The organism is Alteromonas sp. AO-Serp, from assembly GCF_017849675.1.
Classification (GTDB): Bacteria; Pseudomonadota; Gammaproteobacteria; order Enterobacterales; family Alteromonadaceae; genus Alteromonas; species Alteromonas macleodii.
Map to the genome: position 1 here is coordinate 1 of NZ_JAFLMX010000041.1, position 19,627 is coordinate 19,627.

Annotated in this window: 13 protein-coding genes and 1 pseudogene; 11 read left to right on the top strand and 3 right to left on the bottom strand. The window is 45.5% G+C overall.

What is annotated here, in order from left to right; translation table 11 throughout:
- From QVA83_RS03510 to QVA83_RS03520, 3 genes and pseudogenes are all read left to right on the top strand, one after another.
- Nucleotides 1–698 (top strand): annotated as a pseudogene (locus QVA83_RS03510) (phosphogluconate dehydratase); the annotation flags it as partial.
- Nucleotides 698–1,651, top strand: coding sequence for a glucokinase (locus tag QVA83_RS03515; protein ID WP_014949850.1), 954 nt, complete (start codon nucleotides 698–700; stop codon nucleotides 1,649–1,651). The pseudogene QVA83_RS03510 and the gene QVA83_RS03515, both read left to right, overlap by 1 nt.
- A gap of 3 nt (nucleotides 1,652–1,654) precedes the next feature.
- Nucleotides 1,655–2,299 (top strand): bifunctional 4-hydroxy-2-oxoglutarate aldolase/2-dehydro-3-deoxy-phosphogluconate aldolase, encoded by a 645-nt coding sequence (locus QVA83_RS03520; RefSeq protein WP_014949849.1) that lies wholly within the window; start codon nucleotides 1,655–1,657, stop codon nucleotides 2,297–2,299.
- Nucleotides 2,300–2,421: 122 nt separating this feature from the next.
- Here QVA83_RS03520 and QVA83_RS03525 read toward each other — a convergent pair whose 3' ends face one another.
- Entirely contained in the window at nucleotides 2,422–3,273 is an 852-nt protein-coding gene (locus tag QVA83_RS03525) for a D-hexose-6-phosphate mutarotase (RefSeq protein ID WP_014976818.1), read from the bottom strand.
- Nucleotides 3,274–3,461: 188 nt separating this feature from the next.
- Nucleotides 3,462–4,457 (bottom strand): type I glyceraldehyde-3-phosphate dehydrogenase, encoded by a 996-nt coding sequence (gene gap / locus QVA83_RS03530; RefSeq protein ID WP_014976817.1) that lies wholly within the window; start codon nucleotides 4,455–4,457, stop codon nucleotides 3,462–3,464.
- A gap of 235 nt (nucleotides 4,458–4,692) precedes the next feature.
- Here gap and malQ point away from each other — a divergent pair, with 235 nt between their 5' ends.
- The 5 genes from malQ to msrB all read left to right on the top strand — a co-directional run bounded on the left by malQ (nucleotide 4,693) and on the right by msrB (nucleotide 13,778).
- Nucleotides 4,693–6,891: a 4-alpha-glucanotransferase gene (gene malQ / locus QVA83_RS03535; protein WP_156078502.1), complete on the top strand. Its 2,199-nt coding sequence runs from the start codon at nucleotides 4,693–4,695 to the stop codon at nucleotides 6,889–6,891.
- Nucleotides 6,892–7,049: 158 nt separating this feature from the next.
- Nucleotides 7,050–9,233, top strand: a complete 2,184-nt coding sequence (glgB, locus tag QVA83_RS03540; protein WP_014949845.1) for a 1,4-alpha-glucan branching protein GlgB — start codon at nucleotides 7,050–7,052, stop codon at nucleotides 9,231–9,233.
- Nucleotides 9,234–9,280: 47 nt separating this feature from the next.
- The gene (gene glgX / locus QVA83_RS03545; protein ID WP_156078501.1) at nucleotides 9,281–11,368 is read left to right on the top strand and encodes a glycogen debranching protein GlgX; all 2,088 of its coding nucleotides are present in this window, start codon (nucleotides 9,281–9,283) and stop codon (nucleotides 11,366–11,368) included.
- A gap of 328 nt (nucleotides 11,369–11,696) precedes the next feature.
- Nucleotides 11,697–13,250, top strand: coding sequence for an NADP-dependent phosphogluconate dehydrogenase (gnd, locus tag QVA83_RS03550; protein ID WP_014949843.1), 1,554 nt, complete (start codon nucleotides 11,697–11,699; stop codon nucleotides 13,248–13,250).
- Between the two features lie 99 nt (nucleotides 13,251–13,349).
- A complete protein-coding gene (gene msrB, locus QVA83_RS03555; protein ID WP_014949842.1) occupies nucleotides 13,350–13,778 on the top strand; it encodes a peptide-methionine (R)-S-oxide reductase MsrB in 429 nt (142 codons plus the stop codon).
- A 152-nt stretch (nucleotides 13,779–13,930) separates the two neighbouring features.
- On the opposite strand, the gene QVA83_RS03560 is transcribed toward msrB, so the two are convergent.
- On the bottom strand, nucleotides 13,931–14,815 hold the full coding sequence (locus QVA83_RS03560; RefSeq protein WP_156078500.1) for a DUF2989 domain-containing protein: 885 nt from the start codon (nucleotides 14,813–14,815) through the stop codon (nucleotides 13,931–13,933).
- A 192-nt stretch (nucleotides 14,816–15,007) separates the two neighbouring features.
- Between QVA83_RS03560 and QVA83_RS03565 the strand changes: the two genes are divergently transcribed.
- The 3 genes from QVA83_RS03565 to QVA83_RS03575 all read left to right on the top strand — a co-directional run bounded on the left by QVA83_RS03565 (nucleotide 15,008) and on the right by QVA83_RS03575 (nucleotide 19,528).
- Nucleotides 15,008–16,453 (top strand): glyceraldehyde-3-phosphate dehydrogenase, encoded by a 1,446-nt coding sequence (locus QVA83_RS03565; RefSeq protein WP_014979588.1) that lies wholly within the window; start codon nucleotides 15,008–15,010, stop codon nucleotides 16,451–16,453.
- Between the two features lie 168 nt (nucleotides 16,454–16,621).
- Nucleotides 16,622–17,761, top strand: coding sequence for a M14 family metallopeptidase (locus QVA83_RS03570; RefSeq protein ID WP_156078499.1), 1,140 nt, complete (start codon nucleotides 16,622–16,624; stop codon nucleotides 17,759–17,761).
- A gap of 108 nt (nucleotides 17,762–17,869) precedes the next feature.
- A complete protein-coding gene (locus QVA83_RS03575; protein WP_156078498.1) occupies nucleotides 17,870–19,528 on the top strand; it encodes an alanine/glycine:cation symporter family protein in 1,659 nt (552 codons plus the stop codon).
- Nucleotides 19,529–19,627 lie beyond the last annotated feature (99 nt).

The window sequence follows — 19,627 nt, forward strand, 5'->3', positions numbered from 1 at the left end:
GCTTAGACTTCTACACTAAAGAGCCTGTGCTTAAAGACGGCGAATTAGAATGGCGAGACGGCCCAACTGAATCCCTTGATAAAGAAGTGCTAGCAACTGTTGACGCACCGTTTAAGCCAGATGGTGGTTTGAGTGTGCTTGACGGCAATCTTGGTCGTGGCGTTATTAAAACCTCAGCACTTCGCACGCCTCACTGTAATATCAAAGCACCAGCAGTTGTGTTTGAAGACCAGTTTGAACTCGATGACGCGTTTAAGTCTGGCAAGTTAGACAAAGACTGCATTGTAGTTGTTCGCTTCCAAGGTCCTTCAGCGATTGGTATGCCAGAACTTCACCGCTTAACGCCACCTCTTGGTGTGCTTCAAGATCGCGGCTTTAAAGTGGCGCTAGTTACTGACGGTCGTATGTCTGGTGCATCGGGTAAAGTTCCTGCAGCTATCCACGTGACTCCAGAAGCTTATAAAGGCGGTCTACTTGCTAAAGTGCAAGAGGGCGACATTATTGAGCTAAACACACAAACTGGTGCACTAACACTGCATGTGGACGATGAAACACTAGCTGCACGTGAAGCAGCGCCAGCGAACTTAGCTAAGCATCACGTTGGAATGGGACGTGAAATGTTTGCGGGTATGCGCGCTATTCTGACGGGTGCAGAAGAGGGTGCATGTTCACTGTTTTACACGCAGGAGCAAGCATAATGAGCCAGAAGTTTGTGGCTGATGTTGGCGGTACGAATATTCGTGTTGCAAGGGTAACCGAGTCAGGTGTAGCCGACATCAAAAAATATATGTGTAATGATTTCGCCAGCATCGACCTTGCTATTGCACAATACTTTAGCGACATGCCGGAATACAGCTTTTCGCAAGGTTGTATTGCAATTGCATGTCCAGTATTGGGCGATCAAGTCGAGATGACGAATCACAGTTGGGCATTTTCTCAAAATGCACTTCGCTCTCAGCTTAAACTAGACGCGTTGTTCGTTATCAATGACTTCACTGCCGTAGCGCACTCTTTGCCTGTATTGGGCGAAGAGCAAGTGGTACAAATTGGCGAAGGCACTGCGAAAGAAAATGGCAATATCGCTGTTTTTGGACCTGGTACAGGATTGGGTGTTGAGCATATTACAATGACCTCAACGGGCTGGCAGACGCTGGACGGTGAAGGTGGTCATGTAGACTTTGCACCGGTAGATGAAACCGATGTTGTCGTATGGCGTCACCTTCAATCTACCTTAGGACGTGCTTCTGCTGAAGAAGTAATGTCTGGACGCGGTCTGCATAATATTTACACCGCGCTAGCAAACCACGCATCAGCACCAGTTGTATTTACCGAGCCGGCTCAAATCACTGACGCTGCGCTGAACGGTACTTGTAAAATTGCTGAAGCGACGCTTACCCAATTCTGCCGAATTATGGGAAGCTTTGCGGGTAATTTAGCACTTAACATGGCGACCACGGGCGGCATCTTCATTGGTGGTGGTATTGCTAACCGTTTCCCTGAATTTATTCAAAATAGCGATTTTAGAGCGCGTTTTGAAGCGAAAGGGCAAATGAAGCACTACGTGAAAGACATTCCCACCTATTTAATTGCAGAACCTGATCATGGTTTATTGGGTGCGGCTGCATATCTGAATCAAAATACAGCGAGCTAAATTATGACAACGAAATGGAAATACTCTCCAGAGGAAATTTTTGCGGCCGGTCCAGTTGTACCTGTTTTGGTAATCAATGACGTAGAAAAAGCGGTTCCTCTGGCAAAAGCGCTGATGGAAGGTGGTATTAAAGTACTGGAAGTAACGCTACGTACCCCTGCTGCTATTGACGTGATTAAGCGAATTGCACAAGAAGTGCCTGACTCGCTAATTGGTGCTGGAACCGTGACTAACGCCCAGCAGCTTAAAGCGGTAGTTGAAGCTGGCGCTAAGTTCGCAATTAGCCCAGGTATGACGGCTGATTTGCTAAAAGCGGGTATGGACTCAGAAATTCCACTTATCCCTGGTATCTCTTCAACTTCTGATTTGATGAAGGGTAAAGATGCGGGTTATACCCACATGAAATTCTTCCCAGCAGAGGCTTCAGGTGGCGTTAAAGCCATTAAGTCAATCAGTGGTCCTTTCCCTGATGTGACGTTTTGCCCAACGGGTGGCATTGGTCCAAACAACTACAATGACTATTTAGCGCTTAACAACGTTAAATGTGTAGGTGGTTCGTGGCTTGCCCCTGACGACGCAATTGAATCAGGTGACTGGGCGCGTATTACGCAGCTAGCAAAAGAAGCTGTTGCGGGTGCTAAACAGTAATTTGCTGAACATTTAAATGAAAAAACCTGCTCATTGGCAGGTTTTTTTATATCTCTTGATCGTGAACTGCGACTGTCTACCTTCCAAAGTGTCAGCGAAATTGCGCTTGCACTTCAAATAATTTACTTCGGAACAATAGTTTGTTTCAGTGTGTGGCTAGCACCGGGGGACAGTGTCTTTCCCTGAGTTAGCGATGTTTCTACGCACAACATATGCTTATAGCCAAATGGGTCCATGTCTGAAATAGACGCTGCGCCTAACCACGGGTTCCACACTACCAAAGAGTCATTGCCGTCGGATACCACTTCCGTAAACGCGTTGCCTTCGACTTCAATTTCTGCCGTTTTAATCGGCGCAACATGAATGCGATCCGTTTCGCCTGTGATGGTGTAAGGACTCGGTGTCGTCTTAAGTCCCCAGTCGTCAAGTTTGTCTTTATATTGACCTTCAATTCCAGTTATTTGGGTATGTTGAATGTGATCAACGTGGAAATATGTATGTAGCGCACAGTTAAATTCGAATGGTACAACACCCGTATTTTCTGTAGTTAGCGCGACGTCCATCGTCTCACCAACGGTAATTACCATGGTCACGTTACAATCGTTCTCAAACCCTTCTGCTCGGGTAAAGCTTGGCGAAAGCGTAATCGTTGTTCCGCTTTCTGTATCTTCTGAATGAATCAGCTTCCACACTTGTGTTCTCAAAAAGCCGTGAGCGGGGAGGGCACCTTTTTCTCGACCGTGATCATCGCTAAACCAAGGCCAGCACACCGGAATACCACCGCGAATAGGTCGCTCTCCGTTCAAGTAAGCATGGGGACTCACCCAAAGACGCTCTCTGCCATCGCTTTTAGGCACATATGACAAGATATGACCGCCAAATAGGCTAATACGCGCAGAGGCAAACGCATTATCTACGTCTAAAAAGGTAAGTCCATTAGACTCACTAACGGTAACTGAACTCACAGGTGGCATAAGCCCTCCTTGGACTAATAAGAAAACAACAAAGGGTAAGCGACGGGAAAGCGTATGTCGCTGGAATATCGTTATTATGCGTGTTTACGACCACGAAAAACAAAAAAGGTGCAAACGCCGTGTTTACACCTTTAGATTAACTCAACTTTAGCGTGAATAGTTTAACTATTTTCGCTTAATACCGTTAATTACTTAGAAATATGAGCCACAAGGTCTAGAACCTTGTTTGAGTAGCCCCATTCGTTGTCGTACCAAGAAACGAGTTTAACGAATGTATCAGTAAGTGCGATACCTGCTGTGGCGTCAAATACCGATGTGCGAGCGTCGCCAAGGAAGTCGTTAGACACAACCGCATCTTCTGTGTAACCCATGATACCTTTAAGCTCGCCTTCTGAAGCTTCTTTCATTGCTGCACAAATTTCATCGTAGCTAGCAGGCTTCGCAAGGTTTACAGTAAGGTCTACTACTGAAACGTTTGGTGTAGGTACACGGAAAGCCATACCTGTTAACTTGCCGTTAAGCTCAGGGATAACTTTACCTACTGCTTTTGCTGCACCGGTTGATGATGGAATGATGTTCTGACCAGCACCACGACCACCACGCCAGTCTTTCATTGAAGGACCGTCTACCGTTTTCTGTGTTGCAGTTGTTGCGTGAACCGTTGTCATCAAACCGTCTACAATACCAAATTTATCGTTAAGCACTTTGGCAAGAGGAGCAAGACAGTTAGTTGTGCAAGACGCGTTTGAAACAATAGTTTCGCCAGCGTAGCTTTCTTGGTTTACACCCATAACGAACATAGGCGTGTCATCTTTAGAAGGTGCAGACATAACAACTTTCTTCGCGCCAGCTTCGATGTGCTTCGCGGCAGTTTCTTTAGTCAGGAACAGACCTGTTGATTCAACAACCACGTCAACGTCTACTTCATCCCACTTAAGTGCAGCTGGATCTCTTTCAGATGTAATGCGGATAGTTTTGCCGTTTACAACTAGGCTATTGTTATCTACTGTAACTTCACCGTCGAATAAACCGTGAGTCGAGTCGTATTTCAATAGATAAGCAATGTAGTCCGTGTCTAGTAAGTCGTTTATTGCAACAACTTCGATGTCGTTGCGCTCTGCTGCTGCGCGCATTACTAGGCGTCCAATACGGCCAAAACCATTGATACCGATGCGAATTGTCATAACGTACCCCGATTATTTAAATAAAATGAAAATAAATTACGTAAAGTATGGATCAAAATGCCATAATTAGCAAAATAAAAAGCCAAAGTGTTGCAAAATTACGAATAAGTGCTATTGCAATCGTATTCAGATATCGCCAAGCCCTTGTTTCTAGAATAATGTTAAAAATTTGTTTGTAGACGCACTATGCTTAATTTGCTTTGCGTCTTTTACCGAATAACAGGAATGACACACCATGACACAACAACTTCTGCAACAACTGGTTGAAATGCGGGGAATTGAAACCCAATACGTCGACGCATGGGGAAAGCCAGCAACCATCGCAGAATCAAGTAAAGCAAAACTGCTTAACACACTTGGCTATGACACCAGCAGTGATGAAAAAATTCAGTCACAAATTACACAAGATATAAAGTCGGTATGGTTGTCGCCGTTAAATCCTGTTCAAGTGGTTCGCAATACCCAAGAAATTAATTTAGCTGTTCGTTTGCCTATCGAGTTAGTGAACGATGATCACACGCTCACGGTCACCTGTGAAAATGGTGACGTGCTCACTCATCAATTTACGCCAGTTGACCAAGAAATGACGACGATGGCGCATATCGACGATGTAGAGTTTCATGAATACGTAGTAACACTGCCTTTGGATTTGCCCCTTGGTTATCACGATGTAGCCTTAAGCGCTGATGACGATGAGTTTGCGCGTTCTCGCTTAATTGTGGCACCAGAAGCGTGCTACACGCCAAACGAAATTAAAGAAGGCAAAAAAATATGGGGCTTGAGCGTTCAACTTTACTGTGTACGCAGTGAAAAGAACTGGGGGATTGGTGATTTTTCTGATTTAGCTCTGCTTATTGAAAAAGCCGCTGGTGTGGGTGCAGACTTTATCGGACTTAATCCTATTCATGCGCTTTACCCTGCAAATCCCAACGCGTGCTCGCCTTATGGGCCAAGCTCACGTCGCTGGCTTAATTATTTGTATATCGATGTGACTGCTATTGACGGCTATGACGATGCATCAGTACAAGCGATAGTGAGCAGTGATGAGTTTAAAGCCACGCTTGAACATGCACGTAACGTAGAACATGTAGACTACGAGGCAGTCGCCCATGTGAAACTGGCTGCGCTTAAAGCAGTATTTGATGTTTACGATGCCAAATACCTTCGTAAAAGCACAAAGCAAAATAAAGCGTTTAAAGCCTTCGTAGAAGCGGGCGGTGAAAGCTTAGATATGTTAGCGGTGTACGACGCCTTGCAATCGCACCTAAAAGCTGAAGGTAAAGACAGCTGGGGATGGCCGGTATTCCCACAAGATTACAAAGACTATTACAACCCAGCCGTGGCTAAGTTTAAGAGTGCAAACGAACAAGACGTCAAATTTTACTTGTTCCTACAGTGGATTGCCGCCCAACAGCTTGAGCTTGCAAGCAACAAAGCTACTGATGCAGGCATGACCATTGGTCTTTATCGCGACTTGGCGGTAGGCGTTAGTGAAGGAAGTGCGGAAATTTGGGGTAACAAAGACCTATACTGCACAGGCGCAAGTGTAGGTGCTCCACCGGATATCTTGGGCCCACTAGGCCAGAACTGGGGGTTGCCGCCTATGGACCCTCGTAAGCTGTATGAACAGGGTTACCAGCCCATTATTGACCTGTTTGCGTCTAACATGGCGTCGTCAGGCTCATTGCGTATCGATCACGTCATGGCGTTGCTGCGTTTATGGTGGGTTGTGAAAGGCGATAACGCTAAAGATGGCGGCTATGTTTATTATCCTGTAGACGATTTACTCGGTATTCTAGCGCTAGAAAGTCACCGCAATCAAAGCCTGGTTATTGGTGAAGACTTGGGTACTGTACCAGAAGAAATTCGCAGTAAGCTTGCCGATAATGGCGTGTACTCATACCGCGTATTTTTCTTCGAACAAGCGGAAGACGGCGGTTTCTTCTCACCTAGCCATTACCCTGTTCAGTCTATGTCAACGTTGACTACTCACGATATGCCAACGCTGATTGGTTACTGGCACTGTTTAGATTTAGAGCTAGGCAAAGAAATAGGGCTTTATCCAACAGAAGAAATCCTTCAAACGCTTTATGCGGATCGTCATGAAAACAAACAGGCGATTTTAGATACATTGCACGGCCACGGTTCAATTGGCGACAATGTAGGCCGCGATGTTAATCATACGGGTATGAATCGCGAACTGAATAACGGTATGCAGGTGCACATGGCAGGTGGCTCGAGCGCATTATTGAGCCTGCAATTGGAAGACTGGTTGGAAATGGATAAGCCGGTCAATATTCCTGGTACTTTTGACGAATATCCAAACTGGCGAAGAAAACTCACAGAGAATATCGAGTCGATGTTCGATAGACATGATATAAATGAATTGGCGTCTAAACTTACTCATGCCAGAAAGCAAGCAAGTCAGGGTTAATTGCCATTATCAAAGAAATGATAATAGGCGGTTGCCTGGGTAACTTAAACGAGTAAGATAAAGTACCAAGACGGTACTTGATAGAGCTTAAATGTATACAACGCATTTAAGCTCACAATTCAACCCGCTGCCATGCGGGTTTTTACTAGGAGTAGCGAATGCAATTAGCGCAGCAGTTTGAACAGGTATTATGTTCTCAGCCGTTTTCCCATTTAGGTGTAGTTAAAAATCAGCAGAAGTCGGTACTTCGCGTTTGGCGTCCTAATGTCAGCAAGATAACGATTGAATGGGAGAATGCAGCGCTAGCAAATGTAACCGTTACCTCCAAAAATGGCCTTTTTGAAACACCACTGCCTAAAGAATATCAGGGTGAGGTTTATCGCGTTATCGCCGAAGGCTTGAATGACGATAAGGGCTATATCGATCCTTATCAATTCTCCGAGCAGGCGTATCATGCGGTACACTATATCGATAGCAAGCCTTCAAACTTGTACGAGCAAGCGGGTGCGCAACTTTTAACGCTCACTTCATCACAAGGCGATGCGATAAAAGGTGTCAGGTTCTGCGTTTTCGCGCCCAATGCGAGTACGGTGTCGCTCATTGGCGATTTCAATCAGTGGGATGGGCGCACGCATCCTATGGAAAAGACCTCTATGGGATACTGGGTACTGTTTGTGCCAGAACTCGCAGAGGGAGAGCGCTACAAGTATCACATTAAAGATGCACACGGCCACGACCTACCGCACAAGGCTGACCCACTTGGCTTCAGTGCAGAGCAGTATCCTTCTCATGCTTCGAAAATTTACAACCACAATAACTATGAGTGGAATGATAGTGCATGGATGGAAAAGCGAAAGGGGAATAAATACAACAGCCCAATGAGCATTTATGAGGTGCACCTTGGCTCTTGGAAGCGCCCGGGTATTGAAACTGATGCGCGCTATCTTACTTATAAAGCGCTGGCCGATGACTTAATAAGCTACGTCAGCGATATGGGTTACACTCACGTTGAATTGCTGCCTATTTCCGAGTTTCCTTTCGACGGTTCGTGGGGCTATCAGCCCGTGGGAATGTTCGCACCAACGAGTAGATTTGGAAACCCAGATGAATTTAAATACTTTGTTGATAAGGCTCACCAAGCAGGTATAGGCGTAATTATCGACTGGGTACCTGCACATTTCCCGGAAGACGGCCATGGCTTGGCGCGATTTGATGGTTCTTGTGTTTATGAATATGAAGATCCGAGGAAAGGTTGGCATCCGGATTGGAATTCTTGCATTTACGATTTCGGCAAAGACACAGTTCGTCAGTTTTTAGTTGCAAACGCACTGTTTTGGCTAGACAAATTTCACGTTGATGGACTCAGGGTTGATGCAGTGGCATCCATGCTTTATCTCGACTATTCACGCAATGACGGAGAGTGGATCCCGAATGTGGATGGTGGCAACGAAAACTACGAAGCCATCAGCTTACTGAAATGGATGAATGAAGAAGTGTACAAGCACTTCCCAGACGCCATGACAATTGCCGAAGAATCAACGTCGTTTCCCAAGGTTTCTCGCCCAGTATTTGATGGTGGTTTGGGCTTTGGCTTTAAGTGGAACATGGGGTGGATGCACGACTCATTACACTACATCGCTAAAGACCCCGCCTATCGCAACTATCACCATGGCGATATTACCTTTAGCATGGTTTACGCGTTTGACGAAAACTTTGTACTGCCTATCTCGCACGATGAAGTGGTACACGGCAAAGGCAGTATGCTGCACAAAATGCCTGGCGATGAATGGCAGCAAGCCGCTAACCTGCGTTGTTACGCAGGCTTTATGTACGGTCACCCCGGCAAGAAGCTTAACTTTATGGGGAACGAGCTTGCGCAGGCACGAGAATGGAACCATGACAGTAGTTTAGACTGGCACTTGCTCGATTACGAAAAACACAAAGGCATTCAAGCGCTTTATAAGGCGCTCAACCACCTCTATACGTCTACGCCAGCGCTTTACGAGCAAGACCACGAACCAGGGGGCTTTGCTTGGCTGGACCACAATAATGCAGACCAAAGCGTGGTTTCATTTGTTCGCATGTCAAAAGATGCGAAGCAAAAAGTATATGTGGTATCTAATTTTACGCCTGTGCCACGTCAGAACTTCAGAATAGGCGTAGATGATGCATGCACGCTAACGCTAGCACTAAACACTGATGATGGTGCATATTGGGGTAGTGGCTACGACGTTGCTTCTACTGTTAATACGCAAACCATACCTTGGAATGAGCGTACTCACTCTGCAGAAATCACGTTACCGCCGCTAGCCACGGTATTTTATGTTGCCAATGTGGATTAATCCGACTAGGGCGACACGCCCTAGTGAAGAGATAAATTGAGAACGAAGTGAACGAAATTCGAGACACCGCACTAATTGTAGAAAGTGGAATGGGGAAGGCATATCCACTTGGCGCAACAGTTACACAAGATGGTTGTAATTTTGCCGTATACGCGCCCGATGCGAAGGCGGTCGTGTTGTGTTTTTTCAATAGTGACACAGAAGAGGCGGTGAGTGAGCATCCTTTGCCTGAGAAAACTGGTGATGTTTGGCACGGTCGTTACAGCGGCGTTAGCGCAGGACAATACTATGGTTATCGCGTAGAACGCGGTGAGGGAGGGTTACATGCGGTACCCACCGACAAACTGCTAATCGACCCTTACGCCAAGAAAATTAGTCGCGCAATAAAATGGGACGCTAGGCAATACAAACACGACTCTCAGTTTATGATCCCCAAGTGCATAGTAATTGATCAAAATGACTATGCGCCCAGTCATGTTAGCGCGCCTGTTATACCGAAACACAAGCGAGTAGTTTACGAAGCACATATTAAAGGGCTTACAAAACTCCATCCCGATGTACCTAAAGAACACCGTGGCAAATTTATCGGTGCTGCCCATCCGAGTGTCATCAAGCATCTCAAAGCATTAGGCATAACCACGGTGCAATTTATGCCGTTGTGTTCATTCATGCCTGAACCATTTATTACAGAGAAAGGCTTAACCAATTATTGGGGATATAACCCGGTTAACTTCTTTGCACCTGAACCACGCTACGGTGTGTCAGATGCGCTTGCTGAACTGAAGTCTATGGTAGATGCTTATCATACTGCCGGACTTGAGGTTATTGTTGATGTGGTATTTAACCATACAGCAGAGGCAGGCAATGGCGGTCCTATTCTTTCTTATAAGGGGTTTTGCCCTTACCAAGCGTACTTATTAGAGCAAACGAAAAACGGAGAATTGGTTTATTCCAACCACTCTGGCTGTGGTAACACGGTAAATACCGCGCAGCCATTTATGATGGGACTTATTTTAGATGCCATGCGCCACTGGGTATCCGTAATTGGCGTTGACGGCTTTCGTTTCGATTTAGCAGTATGCTTGGGAAGAGAGCCACAAGAATATAGTAAAAAATCTGGGCTGCTGAGAGCCATTAGTAGCGACCCTGTTCTAAAAGAGAGGGTATTGCTTGCCGAACCCTGGGATATTGGGCCTGGCGGCTACCAAGTGGGTAACTTTCCTTCTCCATGGTTAGAGGTGAATGATAAATACCGCGATACGGTGCGCGCCTTCTGGCGTGGAGACGATGGCGTTACCGCGGACTTTGCTACCCGTTTAATGGGCTCACGAGATATATTTCACAAAGGCCATCGACATATCAGTACGTCGGTAAATAACGTGACATATCACGATGGGTTCACGCTGCACGATATGGTGACCTACGCCGAACGTCACAATCTCGATAACTTAGAAGAAAATCGAGATGGCCATGGACACAACCTGTCTGCCAATTATGGTATTGAAGGGGAAACGAATGACGAGCAGATACTCGCTATGCGTGAGCGTCAAAAGCGCAATCTCTTTGCAACGCTGATCTTCTCGCAAGGTACACCGCATATTCTTGGTGGCGATGAATTAAGCCGCACCCAAAATGGCAATAATAATGCCTATTGTCAGGATAATCCTATTAGCTGGATGAATTGGGAATTAAACAAGCGCAAGCAAGATTTTCTTAGCTTCTGCCAATATGTGATCCGTTTGCGTCAGTCCTCTTCACTGTTAAGCGAACTAAAGCTGCACGATGATACTTTTACGCTCTCACGAAATGTAAAAGAAATAAATTGGTATAAGCCCGATGGTTCTGACAAAGCGTCTGAAGACTGGAATGCGCATCATAACAAAGCGTTTGGTGTGGAAATAAAAGGTTGTGTAACGGGCGACCAGAAGCCAGAGCACTGGTTTTTGTGTGTTAATGCAAGTGAAAGCGACGTGCGTTTTCACCTACCTTCTGTCATACCCAGGGGAGGGTGGACCATGCACTTGGATACGCGCTACAGCTCTCTTGAAGAACAGCCTTCAATTTGCATTCAGAAGGTGTTTTTACAGGCCAGCAAATCGCTAACGTTGTTCAGTTTTTCTCAGTTCTCTGGATAGAATAATGGCTTACAATACGACCTTATACTTGGTTAAGGATGCCTTTAAAGAATTTAAGAGTACCGCTAAACGGCTCTAAACTCAGTGCACGTTAGCTGAATAAGAAACAGAGTCTTTACCTTTGTGTGAATTTCATACAGCATGGGCGAGAGCGCGTAACACAGGTGCTGAATGCGTGCCAAAATCTCGGCTAAACTAGCTTACAAAACCCGTTAATGTTTACCGCTGGTGACAATTACACCACTGCGCACTAAATTGTTAGCTTAGACTGTTCTTTATTCTTTCAGGTGGTATCATGCGCAGCCATCTGAAATGTGAGGGTGTTCCTATGCAAAAGAAAGGTGGTAATTCGCACGAAGACAAGTCGTGTGATATTGGTTTTATCGGTTTAGGGGTGATGGGTAGTAACCTAACCATGAACCTAGTGGACCATGGCTATCGTGTAGCGTGTTTCGATTTAGACCAAAACAAAGTTGAGTCTATTCTTGCCAAAGACGCAAGCGAAAGAGCTGAAAATACTGAGCCTCGTGTTGAAGGCTGCAGTTCTTACACCGAGCTTTTAAGCAAGTTAAAAGCCCCGCATCTTATTATTATCTCTGTGCCTGCTGGCGATCCTGTTGACCACGTTTGCAATCATCTTATTGACGCCGGAATTCACGCTGACGATATCGTGGTTGATACTGGCAACAGTTTGTGGACAGACTCTGTAGCACGTGAAGAGCAGTACAAAGGTAAATTTATCTTCTTCTCTACCGCCGTGTCAGGTGGTGAAGTAGGCGCTCGTTTCGGGCCATCTCTTATGCCTTCAGGCAACCCTTATGCATGGACACGCATTGAGCCTGTTCTTAAAGCTATTGCTGCAAAGGTTGACCCAGAAACAGGTAAACCATTAGAAAGCCATACGCCAGGTCAACCAGTGTTAGAAGGCGAACCATGTGCGACCTACATCGGTCCGGTTGGAGCCGGGCACTATGTAAAAATGGTGCACAACGGTATCGAATACGCCGACATGCAGCTTATCTGCGAAACTTACCATGTTATGCGCGAAGCGCTACATATGGCGCCAGCTGAAATAGCAGAGGTGTTTCGTCGCTGGAACGAAGGCAAGCTGAATAGCTACCTGATGGAAATTAGTGCTGAAGTTCTTGAGCAAATGGATCCAGAAACACAGCAGCCGTTGGTTGATGTGATCTTAGATAGAGCAGGTCAAAAAGGTACAGGCCTTTGGACTGCAGTAAGCGCATTACAGGTAGGTAGTCCGGCACAGACCATCACTTCTGCGGTATTCGCGCGCAGTATTTCTAGTTTGAAAGACGAGCGTGTAGCTGCGAGCAAGGTTCTTGCTGGCCCTGATGCGCCATCGTTCAGCGATGATGAGAAAATGTCGATCATTAACAAGCTAGAGCAAGCGCTTTATTGCTCTAAAATCTGTGCGTACGCACAGGGCTTCCAGTTAATGGCTATGGCAGGCAAAGAACACGGCTGGACACTGGAGTTTGGTGAAATAGCGAAAATATGGCGTGCAGGCTGTATTATTCGCGCCGTATTTCTTCAGTCTATTTCTCAGGCTTACGAGAATAACGAAGACTTAGCCAACTTGCTATTGGACCCGTTCTTTGCGGAACAAATTACGCAGTATCAAGCTGACTGGCGTGAGTCAATTGCACAGGCGACACTGGCTGGCGTGCCTTGCCCTGCAATGATGTCGGCGCTAAGCTATTACGATTCGTATCGCACAGCCGTGCTACCTGCTAATTTGCTGCAAGGCCAGCGCGATTATTTTGGCGCACATACTTATCAGCGTGTAGATAAGCCAGCAGGTAAAAAGTATCACATCGAGTGGAGTGATCCTGCACGTCCGCAAACCGCTATCAAAAAATAGTATGAACTAAATAGTGTTACACGCGCTCATAATTGAGCGTAAACTATCGAAAGGTGTATTTGTTTTCAAATACACCTTTTTTGTTTTAAGAGGTAAGTTATGTCGACAGATGAAAAAGCAAACGCATCAGTAGCTAAAAAAGACTGGAAAACTGAGCTCACTGACGAGGAATATTATGTATGCCGCGAAGCGGGTACTGAGCGACCTTTCACTGGAGTATTGCTAGACGAGCAGCGAGATGGATTGTACGTGTGTAAGTGCTGCGAAGCGCCACTTTTCCCCTCAGATACTAAATTTGATGCTGGTTGTGGATGGCCTTCTTTCTATAAGCAGCTTGATGACGGTAATGTAGATTACAGAGAAGACTTGAGTCACGGTATGCGTAGGGTTGAGATTTTTTGTAAGCAGTGTGGCTCGCACTTAGGCCATGTATTTCCAGATGGTCCTGCGCCAACGGGTCAACGCTACTGCGTAAATTCGCTATCTATGACCTTTAAAGGCGAAGATGATACACAAATTAAAGGTTAAAAAGCCCTAGGTGAGCGCTTGATTAAGGTAAACATCTGATTAAATTTTGACCTCACGTGGGAAGTCGAGAGATCCAATCATAAAAAACCGCCCATAAATGGCGGTTTTTTTAATTATTTACCAATGAAATTGTGTAATTGAGTTTCAAAAAATCAGAGCTTATCCAGTTTCAATGAATCTGCGTTGAAGGTCGCGCTATTCAAATTACTGACTATTTCATCAACAATGTTATCTAGAATGCCTACTGGAAGGGCATAGCGTTGTCCAAGTTGAACACGCTGAGTGTCGTTAAGTCTCTCATCGAAGGCTTCAGCCACACCATACCAAACATAGGCAAGGCGATAGTTGTCCATATCCATTCCCATTGAAGCAAGAGAGTAGAAAATACTGACATCAATGTCGTCGCTATCTGTATATAAACTTAGCGCGCGATATAAGGTTTCAATAGTACGCTTTTGGTCTGTTTTAATCTGAACAGAGGCCAGTGCGACCAGTAGCTTTGGCTCGCTTACACGGTTGCTGGCAGCGTAGCGCTCAAAGCGATGAAAAGCCTCTTTGTCGTTATATCGTGTCCAATGATAGTAAGAAAGGTAAGGATCAAGGGAGTCTTTCGTCTCGCGGCTTAGGCGTTTAATTTCACGCTGAGCAGTAATAACGCCTTTTAGCCGTGTCGCTTCCTTGCCTTTACGTTTAATGTGTTCGATATGCTGCACTTCTTCGACGCAGGTTAGATACTCTTCGAAGTTCAGAAGGAGAGGGTACTTGTAAGCGTCGTCTTTTGAATCTTGATTGTAGTAACGCAAGCGAATAATCTCAGCTCGCTCGCCGCGACAACGGGCATCCAAACTCAAATCTAAGCAAATCTCGCTGTGAGATTCACAAATTTCACTGATAGTAGGTTCAAAAAGATCGCCACAACCCGTCAGTGTTGTCGCTGCTGCCAGCCACACCGTCGTTACATAACCTTTTGTTGGAAACTTACTAAATAAACTCTCTGTTATACGAGTTTTCATAGAGGTTTTGAAACTTATCAACAATTTGGTCTTCCTTGCTTGTTTATTTAAGATACTGCTCGTCACCGTCAGGCGAAAACTCACCTAGTGTACCCTAAAAATAATAAAAAGCTGACGCGTAATTAGGATTAGTTGTACGTGTTTGTGCCACAAAAAAATTGGCTGCGCATACAACAATGACAACACCGTTAAATTAATATCGATGAAGGCAGAAGCATGAATCAACAGTTTGAGCAGGAATTACAAAGCAGCTGGCAAGAGCGTCAGGAATACGCAGAAATGATGTTGCCCCTTATTGGTAAATTGTATCGCAATAAGGCAGTTGAAATTTCGGTTTATGGACGCTCGCTACTGAACGCTAGTGCTATTGATGTTATCAAAGCGCACCGTAAAGTGCGTCTGCACGAAGGTATTAAGCTACGCCTACGCGAAAGCTATCCAATCTTAGAAGCCTTGAGCAACATGAAGCTTGCTCCTGCACAAATTGATATTGGTAAATTGGCTTTTGATTTTCACTACGGTTCTGCGGTCGACAACAACGACCTTACGGCCTACCTTAACGAAAAACTAAACGACGTTGCCGATAAAGAGGACGATCAGAAACCTCAGGACGTTGTACTATATGGTTTTGGCCGTATAGGTCGTTTACTTGCTCGCTTGCTTATTGAACGCCAAGGTAAAAACAATAAGCTTCGCTTACGTGCCATTGTGGTTCGTGGCGGGCGCGATGGCGACCTAGAAAAACGCGCAAGCTTACTGCGCCGCGATTCAGTGCATGGGCCGTTCAACGGCAGCATCACAGTTGACCACGAGCGTAACGCGCTAAAAGCAAACGGTTCATACATTCAAGTCATTTATGCCAACAGCCCAGATGAAGTGGATTACACGCAATATGGTATCGATAACGCTATCATCGTAGACAACACGGGTATCTGGCGTGACCGCGATGGCCTTGGCCTACACCTTAAAGCTAAGGGGGCAGCGAAAGCTATCCTTACTGCCCCGGGTAAAGGTGACATCAAGAACATCGTACACGGTGTAAATGACGAAGAAGTAACACCAGAAGATACAATTGTGTCTGCTGCAAGCTGTACGACTAACGCAATAACGCCGGTACTTAAAGCGCTAGACGAAGAGTATGGCATTGAAAACGGTCACGTTGAAACCGTTCACTCTTACACTAACGACCAAAACCTTATCGATAACTACCACAAAGGTGATCGTCGTGGACGTAGTGCGCCACTTAATATGGTTATTACCGAAACGGGCGCTGCGAAAGCCGTTGCCAAAGCGTACCCAAAACTGGCAGGTAAACTTACCGGTAATGCTATCCGCGTACCTACACCTAATGTGTCGCTAGCGATTTTGAACCTAAATCTTAAAACACCAGTGGATCGTATTGCAGTTAACGAGTTCTTGCGCGATACCGCGTTGTTCTCAAAGCTTCAACACCAAATTGACTACACGGCAAGTAAAGAGATTGTGTCAACAGACTTAGTCGGCTCTCGCGCTGCGTCTGTGGTTGACTCTCAGGCGACCATCGCCGCAGATAACCGCCTGACACTATACGTGTGGTATGACAACGAGTTTGGTTACAGCTGTCAGGTACTACGTGTAGTTCGTGATATGGCAGGGCTTAGTTTCCCTACGTTGCCGCTTTAAGCAACACGCAGTTTAATTAACTGTATAAAAAACCGACCTAAGTGGTCGGTTTTTTGATGGTGTAAACATTTTGTATACTTTCGATAGTACAAAACCCGCTGTGTGCGTGGAATTTGTGTTTACGTCTATGCTAAATTAGCGCTCAAATAATGAGGAAAACGACAGTCTATGCATATTTCCAGTCAATTCGACAGCGGTAACATTGAAGTTGTTAGCGCACAATCACCAGACGATATCCGTCTAACCATTCCCAACGACAACCAATCTGAATTTGCTCAGTGGTTCCATTTTCGTTTAGTGGGCGAAACTTTTGTAACTCACACAATGACGATTGGTAATCTGGCTAAGTCAGCGTATCCAGAAGGTTGGAAGGGATATAACGTTCTAGCGTCTTACGACCGTCAAACTTGGTTTAGAATTCCTAGCGAATTTGACGGTGACAATCTTACGTTCTCACTAACGCTAGAACAGCCAAGTGTGTACTTCGCGTATTTCATTCCTTTTAGCTACGAACGTCACCTTGACCTTGTACACGACGCGCAGATGTCACTACTGTGCGAGCACAAATTCCTAGGCCTTACCCTTGATGGCCGTGATATGTCTATGCTGGTTATCGGTGAAGAAACACCAGAAAAGAAAAAAGTCTGGATCACGGCACGTCAACACCCTGGCGAAACCATGGCCGAGTGGTGTGCCGAAGGTATTATTTATCGTCTGCTCGACGAGCAAGATGGTTTGGCGCGACAGTTGCTTGATAATGCTGTTTTCTACATTGTGCCAAACATGAACCCAGACGGCAGCGCACGCGGTCATCTGCGTACCAACGCTGTAGGAACCAATCTAAACCGTGAGTGGGCAACGCCTTCGCAAGAAAAAAGCCCAGAAGTACTTTACGTACTGAATGCAATGAGCGAAATTGGTGTAGACATGTATCTTGATTTGCACGGTGATGAGGCATTGCCGTACAACTTTGTCGCAGGAAGTGAGGGTAACCCTAGCTACAATGACAGCATCAAAATGCTTGAAAATACGTTTAAAGATGCGCTGTTGAACGCTACGCCAGAGTTTCAAGATGAATTTGGTTACGATAAAGATGAGCCAGGCAAGGCTAATTTAACCTTAGCGTCAAATGCGGTGGGCGAGAAATTCAAATGTATGGCATATACGGTGGAAATGCCATTTAAAGACAATGCAGATGTACCGGACGATATCTACGGTTGGTCGGTACAGCGTAGCCGTCAATTAGGTGAAGATTTACTTATTGGTGTGAATGCAGTTGTTAAAAAGCTAAAAGCATCAGAGCAATAAAATAAAAATAAGGAAGCGAAAGTTTCCGCAAAAAGGCCTCGACAAAAAGAGGCCTTTTAATTATTAAAATAAAACAACAATTAAACATAATAAAAAAGGGGAATAACGTTGGAAGGGTTATATGGTTTTCTAACTATGCTCGATGGATTCTTAGGAGGCGCGTTCTGGTTTCCTTATGTACTGTTAGGCGTAGGTCTTTTCTTTACGGTTTATCTTAAATTTCCGCAAATTCGTTTCTTTAAACATGCTTGGCAGGTTGTTACCGGTAAGTTTGATAAAGAAAGCGATCCAGGCGACACCACCCATTTTCGCGCGCTAACTACCGCACTGTCTGGTACCGTAGGTACAGGTAACATCTCAGGTGTTGCATTCGCTATTTTCCTTGGTGGCCCCGCTGCACTATTTTGGATGTGGGTAACCGCCTTTTTAGGTATGACTACAAAATTCGTTGAAGTTACTCTGTCGCACAAATATCGCGTAAAGACAGAAGACGGCACCATGGCCGGTGGCCCTATGTATTACATGGACCGTCGCCTAAACATGAAGTGGTTAGCGGTTGCATTTGCTGTTGCTACGGTAGTCAGCTCATTTGGTACCGGAAACCTTCCTCAAAGTAATGGTATCGCGCAAAGTATCGAAGCAACATTTGGCTTCGAGCCTTGGATGGTAGGTAGTGTACTGGGTATTCTTCTAGCCTTGGTAATTCTTGGTGGTATCCAACGCATTGCCGCGTTTACAGCGCGTGTTGTTCCAGTTATGGCTGTTATCTACCTCATCGGTGCGCTAGCGGTTATTTTCGCTAATCTTGACAACATAGGGCCTTCGTTTGCCGCAGTTATCGGTGATGCGTTTACTGGTTCAGCTGCCGCAGGTGGTTTCTTGGGAGCTTCGTTAGCTTATGCGTTTAACCGTGGGGTTAACCGAGGCTTGTTTTCAAACGAAGCGGGTCAAGGCTCTGCACCTATCGCTCACGCAGCAGCAAAAACGAAAGAGCCTGCTTCAGAAGGTATGGTGTCACTGCTTGAACCCTTTATCGACACTATTCTAATTTGTACCGTAACGGGTTTGGTTATTTTGTCGTCTGGCGTGTGGAAAGAAAAACACGAAAACGTCTTCGATCGTTCAGACATGTACTTTGTTGCAGGTCAATACGACGACTCGAATCAGGATGACGTAAACAAACTATATGGTTACTTGAATGAAATTGAAGGTAGCAATGTACAGCCTTATACTGGCTCAATTACCGTTGTTAACGGCACGGCTGTAAGCGATGGTTTTACACTGCTTAACGCTAGGTCTGTAGCAGAAGACGTGAAGTATGCAGTAGGTAGTGAAGACTTGTTTACTGGCACGCTTAAGATTGTTGACGGAAAGCCGGTTAAAGAGAACCTTGAAGTAAGCGGTAAGTCACTGGTTCACTCGGCAGCGCTCACCACCATTGCCTTTACTCGCGGTTTCTTTGGCGATTTCGGTCAATATATCGTGTCAATTGGGCTTATGCTGTTTGCGTTCTCAACCGCAATCGCTTGGTCATATTATGGTGATCGCGCTATGACATATTTGTTCGGTCCTCGTTCCGTAATGCCGTATCGCGTCATCTACGTCGCCGGTTTCGTTTGGGCTGCATTCTCTGACACCACATTAGTTTGGGCACTTTCAGCTGTGGCTATCGTGGTAATGACCTTGCCAAACTTGTTCGGCATCATGTTGCTTTGCAAAGAGATGAAAGAAACGGTTAACGACTACTGGTATCGACATAAAAAATAGGGTGAGTATTTCCTAAAGCATCGCCCCCTCTTGAGTTTCCCTGAAGGGAAATGCAACTTGGCTATCAGGTAAAAATGCGCAGCGGTGAACTTTGTATAA

Coding starts and splice junctions, on each gene's coding strand:
- QVA83_RS03515 (WP_014949850.1), top strand. CDS start 698: ATGAGCCAGAAGTTTGTGGCTGATGTTGGCGGTACGAATATTCGTGTT.
- QVA83_RS03520 (WP_014949849.1), top strand. CDS start 1,655: ATGACAACGAAATGGAAATACTCTCCAGAGGAAATTTTTGCGGCCGGT.
- QVA83_RS03525 (WP_014976818.1), bottom strand. CDS start 3,273: ATGCCACCTGTGAGTTCAGTTACCGTTAGTGAGTCTAATGGACTTACC.
- gap (WP_014976817.1), bottom strand. CDS start 4,457: ATGACAATTCGCATCGGTATCAATGGTTTTGGCCGTATTGGACGCCTA.
- malQ (WP_156078502.1), top strand. CDS start 4,693: ATGACACAACAACTTCTGCAACAACTGGTTGAAATGCGGGGAATTGAA.
- glgB (WP_014949845.1), top strand. CDS start 7,050: ATGCAATTAGCGCAGCAGTTTGAACAGGTATTATGTTCTCAGCCGTTT.
- gnd (WP_014949843.1), top strand. CDS start 11,697: ATGCAAAAGAAAGGTGGTAATTCGCACGAAGACAAGTCGTGTGATATT.
- msrB (WP_014949842.1), top strand. CDS start 13,350: ATGTCGACAGATGAAAAAGCAAACGCATCAGTAGCTAAAAAAGACTGG.
- QVA83_RS03565 (WP_014979588.1), top strand. CDS start 15,008: ATGAATCAACAGTTTGAGCAGGAATTACAAAGCAGCTGGCAAGAGCGT.
- QVA83_RS03570 (WP_156078499.1), top strand. CDS start 16,622: ATGCATATTTCCAGTCAATTCGACAGCGGTAACATTGAAGTTGTTAGC.